The following is an 8,173-nucleotide window of genomic DNA, read 5'->3' on the forward strand; positions in this document are numbered from 1 at the left end:
CTAGTGGCGATAGCGAAAAGGTCACACCCGTTCCCATACCGAACACGGAAGTTAAGCTTTTCAGCGCCGATGGTAGTTGAGGGTTTCCCTCTGTGAGAGTAGGACGTCGCTAGGCAAAGGAAAAAGCACCTGAGTGGGTGCTTTTTTTGTTGTGAGTGTTTCTAATTGACTGTATGCTCGTATTTTTGTCTTTGAAGGTTAATTAGAAAGGCTCTATTTACCCGTAAGCAACTCCAGTTGCCTCAAATGGTCAAATAGAAGGACTCTATCTGCCCGTAAGCAACTCCTTACCCCGCAAACCGTCAAATAGAAATGCCCAATGTCAATCTACTGTCTCGTAAAACAAAAGAGCACCCTCACAGGTTAACGGGTTCTGTTACCTGTCACAAAAATCCAAAATGTATATTAAAATGACCATCAATTTGTATGTGGATTTGATGGTCATTTTTTATTGATATAACGCGAATAATTATAAAAATAGGCGTGAAACTGTAGTCCAATTTGTATATCAAAATGTAAGGTTACAGAGATATCTGTTACCTCGTAAATTGGACTGCAAAATGACTTTGGCTCTATAATTATTCATTGATGATTTCGTATAGGTAAGAGAATTAATAGGCGGAGAATTTCCGGCTAATGTATATAGAGGAAGCTTAAGAAGCAGAGATAAGCGGAGGAATTCCGGTTAACTGCTCTAAATAAGCCAAAATTCAAAGATTTAGATCACATAAGCGGAAAAACTCCGCTTAATCTTAAGAAAATATGGGTATTTCCCAATTTAAACGGAATTTTTCCGGTTATTTTTCAAACTCAGTGAAATCAACATCAGTTTTATATCAGCACCCTGGTCATAAAATGCATTATATATTAGGTGACACTTTGTAATATTCTTACACAACAAAAAGCCCTGCATTTTGCAGGGACAAAATGTATAACAAATATAAGGAGATTTTCAAACGTATTTATATAAAAAGTGAGAGGTATCTGAACCCGTTACACACAGGTGCTTTTTTCCAACCCGACCCGACCTAATGCTTCAAGTGATACGGCAGTGTCGAAACAATAACATTTTTTCTATAAAGCAAGAAGGAACGGATTAACAGGCTTGATTGGTTATGAAGCATGTTATGCCAGCCTTTTTTCGGAATGAACTGAGGGATTAGAACAGTTACCCGGTAATTGGACTCACTCGCTTTATGCTCGACTGTGTCGACAAATTTGGTGAGTGGGTGAATAATGCTTCTATAATGAGAATGTAAGGTGACCAATCGTATGTCAGGCTGCCACTTTTTCCATTTTTCCTCAAAGCGTTTTTCTTCTTCCCGATCAAAGGCTACATACACAGCAATTACTTGGCTTGCTGATAGGGATTTAGCATAGTTAATGGAATTCTCCACTACATGGGTAATGCCAGCCACAGGTACGATGATGACATTTCCTTCGATGGGTAGTGCTGTTTCGCAAGTGGTGACACGAAGCTGATCCGCAATTGCCTCATAGTGCTTATGGATTTTATGAAAGATCAGTACAATCACAGGAATAAAAACTAGAACAGGCCATACCTGGCTAAACTTTGTGATAAAAAACATCATGGTAACTACGAAACTTATCAGAGCACCGGTAGTGTTTATCGCGAGCTTTGATATCCAGCCAGTTGGCTTTTCGCGAATCCATTTTACCATCATTCCAGTTTGAGAAAGAGTAAATGGAATAAAAACACCAACCGCATACAACGGGATTAAATTTTCTGTATGTCCATGAAAAGTAATAATGAGCAAGATAGAAGCAAAACCTAAAATCATAATTCCATTTGAGTAGCCCAGTCGATCGCCTCGAAGTGTAAACATACGAGGTATAAATTTATCATTGGCTAAGTTTACAGCTAATAATGGAAATGCAGAGTATCCTGTATTTGCTGCTAGTATCAAAATTAACGCGGTTGTCCCTTGAATGAAGAAATACATAAATGTTCGCCCAAAGGTTTGGCTAGCAATTTGTGAGACGACGGTTTCATCTGCCTTTGGTGTTATGCCGTAATAATAAGCTAAGACGACAATTCCAGATAATAGAATCGCAAGCAGTGTACCCATTAACATAAGTGTCCTTGCCGCATTTTTTGGTGCAGGGTCTTTAAAGTTTGGTATGGCATTTGATATCGCTTCGACACCTGTTAACGCAGAGCTACCTGACGCAAATGCCTTAAGTAAAAGGAATAAGCTAATTCCTGCTACCGGTGTTCCAATCGGCGTATGCAGTTCAGGAGGTACCTGACCTGTAATCACCTTAAATAAACCCACTCCGATTAAGATAAATAAAGCTAGAACAAATAAATAAACTGGATAAGCAAGAATGGAGGCAGATTCGGTTACGCCTCTTAAGTTTAGAATCGTTAAAAAGATAACAAATACAATCGCAATCTCCACATTATAGTCATGTAAAGCTGGGAAGGCCGAAGTAATCGCATCGGTACCTGCTGAAACACTTACAGCCACTGTTAATATATAGTCAACCAATAAGGACCCTCCGGCCACTAGTCCTGGATTCACACCAAGATTGGTCTTAGATACCACATACGCACCACCGCCGTGGGGGTAGGCATAAATGATTTGTCGGTAAGATAATATTAAGGCTGTTAATAAAAGAAGAACGCCAATCGCTATGGGAATAGAGTACCAAAAAGCAATGGCACCTATAGAAACGAGAACAATAAGTATTTGCTCTGGTCCATAGGCCACGGATGATAAAGCATCCGATGATAAAATCGCTAAAGCTTTTGTTTTATTTAACTTTTGTTCACCTAACTGGTCAGACTTCAAAGGTCTGCCAATAAGTAATCTCTTAATAGAAGAGATCATGTTTTACACCACCATCTAGCAAGATATAATGAAAAAAATCCACAAAAAAAGCCTACAAAGCCATCAAGAAATAAGACTTGTAGACGTTAGTAATTTTGCTCCACAAGCTCCACCTTCCTTCTCAAAAAACGCTTACGAGGTTAGCTGTCGGATTCGGGCCTCATGAGTAGCCCTACCTAATAAAAGGATTCACCCCCGGACATTTTGGGTCCCCCGTACCAATGGTTTCAGCGATTTAAGAATATGAAACTTTGATTATCATACTCCCGCCATTTAAAAATGTAAATGAAAATTTTGTTAACTATTTTTGGTTTAAGTAAGTACAAAGAAATCTTCTATTAACCCTCATAAATGGGTATAATAGGTTAACTATTAAAGGACATTGAAAGGACCATATAACATGACAAAACCAAAAAAAGCCATTTTCGAAGTTGAGGAAAACGAAACATTAAGTGATTGTCTTGAACGAATGGCGAAAGAAGGGTATACTCCTGTAAAGCGCACAGAAAAGCCAGTTTTTCAAGAGGTAAAAGAGGCAGGAGAGGTTTCTTATGAGCCGATCGCCAGGAAAATCATATTCGAAGCTCGATTAATAGAGTAAAACACGAACATTAACTATACATAAATTATAAACGTTCGACAATTTCATTGACAGATTATATAACAGATTGTAATATAGACATGAGATTAAATTCAGAAATAGCCCTCGTATAATAATGGGAATATGGCCCATAAGTTTCTACCCGATTACCGTAAATGATCGGACTATGAGGAAATGTGATATGCCCGGAGTAAGAGGCGCTTCTTTTGTGTCTCTTCCATCTTGTATGAACAAGCCCGGACAGATTCCTTTCCTCGTCATGGAAAGAATCTGTGTGGGCTTTTTATATTATTTAGCTAGGAGGGGTACAATGGAAGCACAAGTTGGAATTATTATGGGAAGCAAATCTGATTGGGAAACTATGAAACTAGCGTGTACAGTGCTAGACGATTTAAATATACCTTACGAGAAAAAGGTGGTATCTGCCCATCGAACACCGGACCTGATGTTTGAATATGCAGAAACAGCTCGTGAACGTGGAATAAAGGTAATTATTGCTGGAGCAGGCGGAGCAGCTCACCTTCCTGGAATGGTGGCAGCAAAAACAACTTTACCGGTTATTGGTGTTCCAGTTCAATCAAGGGCGTTGAACGGTTTAGACTCCCTACTCTCGATTGTACAAATGCCAGGAGGTGTTCCAGTAGCAACGGTTGCAATTGGAACAGCTGGTGCAACAAATGCGGGATTGCTTGCAGCTCAAATATTAGGAGCATTTAACGAAGAGATTGCTTTAAAGCTTCAAGAGAAAAGAGAAGCAACCAAACAAACCGTTTTGGAAAGTAGTGATGAACTTGTCTAATCCAGTGATTTTACCAGGACAAACGATTGGGATTATCGGTGGTGGACAGTTAGGTAAAATGATGGCCTTATCGGCAAAAGCTCAAGGGTACCGAGTGGCTGTCCTTGACCCCGCGGAGGATTCTCCTTGTGGCCAAGTATCTGATATTAGCATCGTGGCAGGGTATAACGATCTTGAGGCCATCAAAGAACTCGCGAGTGTGAGTGATGTCATCACGTATGAGTTTGAAAATATCGATGCAGAAGCTTTAAAATGGCTGGCAGAGAATGCCTATGTACCACAAGGAACCAAATTACTAGAAATCACTCAAAATCGAATTACAGAAAAAGCGGCTATAGAAAAGGCTGGAGTGAAGGTGGCTCCATATGCGGTCATCCTATCTGCACAAGACATTTATGATAATATAAAAAGGCTTGGATTTCCTGCTGTTTTAAAGACAGCTACTGGTGGGTACGATGGCAAAGGTCAATTCGTCATCAAGACAGAAGAGGATCTGCTATTGGCTGAGAAGTTACTAGAACATGGTTCATGTGTGTTAGAGAAGTGGATTCCTTTTGAAAAGGAAATTTCAGTAATCGTTGTTCGCAGTGCAAGTGGGCAGACTGAAGTGTTCCCAATTGGAGAGAATATACATCGAGACAATATTTTACATGAGACAATTGTTCCTGCTCGAATAAGTGGGGATGCAGCTGAAAAAGGATTAGAACTTGCTGAAAAGCTTGCATCAGCCTTACAGTTGGTCGGCACTCTAGCAGTTGAGATGTTTCTTACAAAAGATGACGATATTTATATCAACGAGCTGGCACCACGTCCACATAATTCAGGGCATTACACCATTGAAGCATGTGAAACTTCACAGTTTGAACAGCATGTGCGTGCGGTATGTAACTTGCCGTTAGGACGTACAACTCTCTTAAAACCAGCAGTGATGGTAAATATTTTAGGAGAGCATCAAGAAGCTGTGATTCAAGCTATTCCTTCCGTAACTGATTGGAAAATTCATCTTTATGGAAAGATCGAACCGAAGTTTAAGCGGAAAATGGGACATATTACCTTGCTTCGAGAAAACGTTGAAGAAGCACTAGCAGAGATTGAAGACAGTGGGATTTGGAGTAAAACTGAAGAATTGATCGGAGGATAAAACATGATTGATCGTTACACACGCCCGGAAATGGGAGCTATTTGGACAGAGGAAAATCGCTTTAAGGCTTGGCTTGAAGTAGAAATTCTTGCATGTGAGGCATGGGTAGAGCTTGGTGAAATTCCGAAAGAGGACGTTGAAAAAATCCGTCAAAATGCTTCGTTCAACATTGACCGTATTAATGAAATTGAACAAGAAACACGTCATGATGTAGTTGCTTTTACAAGAGCAGTTTCAGAAACGCTTGGAGAAGAGCGTAAATGGGTACATTACGGACTAACTTCTACAGATGTGGTGGATACGGCACTGTCTTATATGCTTAAGCAAGCAAATGACATCCTTTTAAAAGACTTAGAGAACTTTGTTGAGATCTTAAAAAATAAAGCTCAAGAACATAAGCATACCGTTATGATGGGACGTACACACGGAGTACACGCAGAACCTACGACATTTGGTTTAAAGCTTGCTCTTTGGTACGAAGAGATGAAGCGTAATCTGGATCGCTTTAAGCAAGCAGCAGAAGGCATCGAGTACGGGAAAATTTCAGGTGCAGTTGGAACGTACGCAAACATTGACCCGTTTGTTGAAAAGTATGTTTGTGAAAAGCTTGGAATTAAGCCAGCTCCAATTTCTACACAAACACTACAGCGTGACCGTCATGCACATTATATGAGCACGATTGCTCTTATTGCTACATCGATTGAAAAATTTGCAACTGAAGTTCGTGGATTACAAAAGAGTGAAACGCGTGAAGTGGAAGAATTTTTCGCAAAAGGTCAAAAAGGATCTTCGGCAATGCCACATAAGAGAAACCCAATTGGGTCTGAAAATATGACAGGACTTGCTCGTGTGATTCGTGGATATATGATGACAGCATACGAAAATGTTTCGCTTTGGCATGAAAGAGATATTTCACACTCATCTGCTGAAAGAGTCATTCTTCCAGACGCAACGATCGCATTAAATTACATGTTGAACCGTTTTGGAAACATTGTGAAGAACTTAACGGTCTTCCCTGAAAATATGAAGAGAAACATGGATCGTACACTTGGCTTGATTTACTCACAACGTGTTCTTCTGGCTCTAATTGACAAAGGCCTGACTCGTGAGGAAGCATATGATACGGTTCAACCAAGAGCAATGGAAGCTTGGGAAAAGCAAGTTCATTTCCGCTCACTAATCGAAAGTGACGAATTGATTACTAGCAAGTTAAGCCCAGCTGAAATTGATGATTGCTTCGACTACAACTACCATATCAAGTACGTAGATACAATTTTTGAAAGATTAGGTTTATAAGAAAAGCGGAAGCACCCGTTAAGCGACGTATGGGCTGGAGCGCTTTGACTGAGATAAAGAAAACACGAAGAGCGTAAGCGATTCGATGTTGCCTTATCGTAGGGAAAAGAGTGAAGGCCACTAGTCGCTGGGTGCTGGAGCTGGACAAAGAATAATGGAAGCACCTGTTAAGGCGCTTCTACTCAAAAAATTGCCAATATTCCGATTCAGGAGGTACGATTGCTAATGGAAAAAGGTTCCTTATTATACGAAGGCAAGGCGAAACGGGTGTACAAAACGGATGATGAACAAATTGTTTGGATTGAGTACAAGGATTCAGCTACTGCTTTTAATGGTGAAAAAAAGGCAACGATTGATGGGAAAGGTCGCTTGAATAACGAGATTACTAGTTTGTTATTTTTAAAGCTTCATGACGCGGGTATTCCTTCTCATTTTGTAAAGCGCCTTTCTGAGACTGAGCAGCTTGTTCAAAAGGTTGAGATTGTTCCTATTGAAGTAGTCGTTCGTAATGTGGCAGCTGGAAGCTTTTCAAAACGCCTTGGAGTAGAAGAAGGCAAGGAGCTGTCAAAGCCATTAGTGGAGTTTTATTTAAAGGATGATGCATTAGGTGATCCGCTTATCACAGATGATCATGTAGAAGAATTAAAGCTTGCCACTCCTGAAGAGATAGCACAATTAAAAGAGAAAGCACTGAATGTAAATGCGACTTTATCAAGCTTTTTCAATGAGCTAGGAATTCGCTTAATCGACTTCAAACTAGAGTTCGGGAAGAACGCAGCTGGTGAGTTATTACTTGCCGATGAAATCTCCCCAGACACATGCCGCCTTTGGGATGCGGTCACAAATGAAAAGTTTGATAAGGATGTATTTCGCCGCGATTTAGGAAGTTTAACGGATGCTTATGAAACCATACTTGAAAAATTAGGAGGACCACAACATGTATAAAGTAAAAGTGTTTGTAACGTTAAGAGAGAGTGTATTAGATCCACAAGGAACAGCTGTTGTTCATTCACTACATTCGTTAAATTATCAGGCGGTATCAGATGTTCGTATCGGAAAATATATGGAGTTAACAGTAGAAAAATCAGATCGTGATGTAGAAGAAGTGGTAAAAGAAGTATGTGAAAAAATCCTTGCTAACACGGTTATTGAAGACTATCGCTATGAGATTGAGGAGTGTGTTGCACAGTGAAGTTTGCGGTAATCGTGTTTCCTGGCTCAAACTGTGACATCGATATGTATCATGCGATTAAGGATGAACTAGGAGAAGATGTAGAATACGTATGGCATGACGCTACCAGCTTAGACGGATTTGATGCCATTCTTTTACCAGGCGGATTTTCTTACGGTGACTACCTAAGAACTGGTGCTATTGCTCGCTTTAGTAATGTCATGCAGGAAGTCGTGAAGGCTGCTGAAGCTGGGAAGCCAATCTTAGGTGTATGTAACGGATTCCAAATTTTATTAGAAGCAGGTTTACT

General features: G+C 40.1%; 8 protein-coding genes, 1 rRNA gene and 2 riboswitches. Of the genes, 8 read left to right on the forward strand and 1 reads right to left on the reverse strand.

Annotated features, from left to right (window positions below; all coding sequences use genetic code 11):
• A 5S ribosomal RNA gene (gene rrf / locus ACGLXV_RS22160) occupies positions 1-115 on the forward strand.
• A 913-nt stretch (positions 116-1,028) separates the two neighbouring features.
• Here rrf and ACGLXV_RS22165 read toward each other — a convergent pair.
• Positions 1,029-2,855 carry an APC family permease gene (locus tag ACGLXV_RS22165; protein ID WP_391560329.1) on the reverse strand — a complete coding sequence of 609 codons (1,827 nt, stop codon included), beginning with the start codon at positions 2,853-2,855 and terminating at the stop codon, positions 1,029-1,031.
• A gap of 113 nt (positions 2,856-2,968) precedes the next feature.
• Positions 2,969-3,098, reverse strand: a riboswitch (cyclic di-AMP (ydaO/yuaA leader).
• 157 nt (positions 3,099-3,255) lie between these two features.
• Here ACGLXV_RS22165 and ACGLXV_RS22170 point away from each other — a divergent pair.
• The 7 genes from ACGLXV_RS22170 to ACGLXV_RS22200 all read left to right on the forward strand — a co-directional run.
• On the forward strand, positions 3,256-3,456 hold the full coding sequence (locus ACGLXV_RS22170; RefSeq protein WP_391560330.1) for an NETI motif-containing protein: 201 nt from the start codon (positions 3,256-3,258) through the stop codon (positions 3,454-3,456).
• An 85-nt stretch (positions 3,457-3,541) separates the two neighbouring features.
• A riboswitch (purine riboswitch) is annotated at positions 3,542-3,643 on the forward strand.
• A 123-nt stretch (positions 3,644-3,766) separates the two neighbouring features.
• Positions 3,767-4,255, forward strand: coding sequence for a 5-(carboxyamino)imidazole ribonucleotide mutase (gene purE, locus ACGLXV_RS22175; RefSeq protein ID WP_391560331.1), 489 nt, complete (start codon positions 3,767-3,769; stop codon positions 4,253-4,255).
• Entirely contained in the window at positions 4,242-5,396 is a 1,155-nt protein-coding gene (gene purK / locus ACGLXV_RS22180) for a 5-(carboxyamino)imidazole ribonucleotide synthase (RefSeq protein WP_391560332.1), read from the forward strand. The genes purE and purK overlap by 14 nt, the downstream gene beginning before the upstream one ends.
• Before the next feature lie 3 nt (positions 5,397-5,399).
• The gene (gene purB / locus ACGLXV_RS22185) at positions 5,400-6,692 is read left to right on the forward strand and encodes an adenylosuccinate lyase (RefSeq protein WP_119706433.1); all 1,293 of its coding nucleotides are present in this window, start codon (positions 5,400-5,402) and stop codon (positions 6,690-6,692) included.
• Positions 6,693-6,917: 225 nt separating this feature from the next.
• Positions 6,918-7,637 (forward strand): phosphoribosylaminoimidazolesuccinocarboxamide synthase, encoded by a 720-nt coding sequence (gene purC, locus ACGLXV_RS22190; protein ID WP_391560334.1) that lies wholly within the window; start codon positions 6,918-6,920, stop codon positions 7,635-7,637.
• On the forward strand, positions 7,630-7,884 hold the full coding sequence (gene purS, locus ACGLXV_RS22195; RefSeq protein WP_119706435.1) for a phosphoribosylformylglycinamidine synthase subunit PurS: 255 nt from the start codon (positions 7,630-7,632) through the stop codon (positions 7,882-7,884). The genes purC and purS overlap by 8 nt, the downstream gene beginning before the upstream one ends.
• Positions 7,881-8,173: phosphoribosylformylglycinamidine synthase subunit PurQ (locus ACGLXV_RS22200; RefSeq protein ID WP_391560333.1), on the forward strand; the 293-nt coding region annotated here is incomplete at its 3' end. The genes purS and ACGLXV_RS22200, both read left to right, overlap by 4 nt.

The sequence above is a fragment of the Robertmurraya sp. genome, assembly GCF_036676585.1.
In the GTDB taxonomy this organism is placed as follows: Bacteria; Bacillota; Bacilli; order Bacillales; family Cytobacillaceae; genus Robertmurraya_A.